This is a genomic window from Ruminococcoides intestinihominis (assembly GCF_040096285.1).
GTDB lineage: Bacteria > Bacillota > Clostridia > Oscillospirales > Acutalibacteraceae > Ruminococcoides > Ruminococcoides intestinihominis.
In genome coordinates this window covers 1-632 of record NZ_JBBMEY010000100.1, presented here as the reverse complement: position 1 = coordinate 632, position 632 = coordinate 1, and the positions used below count along the sequence as shown (strand labels likewise).

The window sequence follows — 632 nt, the reverse complement described above, 5'->3', positions numbered from 1 at the left end:
TAAATATTGCCAAAGGAAATTTTCGTTTTGCACCTGTAATGTATCTAAAGACTGCCTTAGAAAATATTGATAAGATGCCCCAATCAACTTTTGATGAAATAATAGAAAAATATGTAGAAATGAATATTGCCCATCCTTTCAGAGAAGGTAACGGCAGAAGTACAAGAATATGGCTAGACCATATTCTAAAAAATGAAATCGGTATGGTTGTTGATTGGAGTAGGGTAGATAAAGAAGATTACTTACTTGCAATGGAGCGTAGTCCAATCAAAGATATTGAGATTAAGTATGTACTAAAAAATGCACTAACAAATGAAATCAATAACCGTGAATTATATATGAAAGGCATCGACCATAGTTATTACTATGAAGGTTATAATACCTTTGCAACCGGTGATTTGTGATTTTTAAAGTTTTGATTTTGTTCTTAAATATTAATATGTAGTACAAATTTGGGTTTGTAGAGTTGTTTATGTAATATAGGTTAATTAGATAGTAACCGAATAATTCATCTAATTTATAGTTTTATCCCTCCTTCAGTCGATTTATAAAAGGTGGGACTTTGTCAATAATTTGATATAAAAAAAGTAAAAAAGAGGGGGATATTTACATTGCTAATCGGTGTGAAGTGA

General features: G+C 30.2%; 1 protein-coding gene. It reads left to right on the top strand.

Annotated elements, in window-relative coordinates:
* Positions 1–404: protein adenylyltransferase Fic (fic, locus tag WMO18_RS10910; RefSeq protein ID WP_367286615.1), on the top strand; the 404-nt coding region annotated here is incomplete at its 5' end.
* Positions 405–632: the final 228 nt, after the last annotated feature.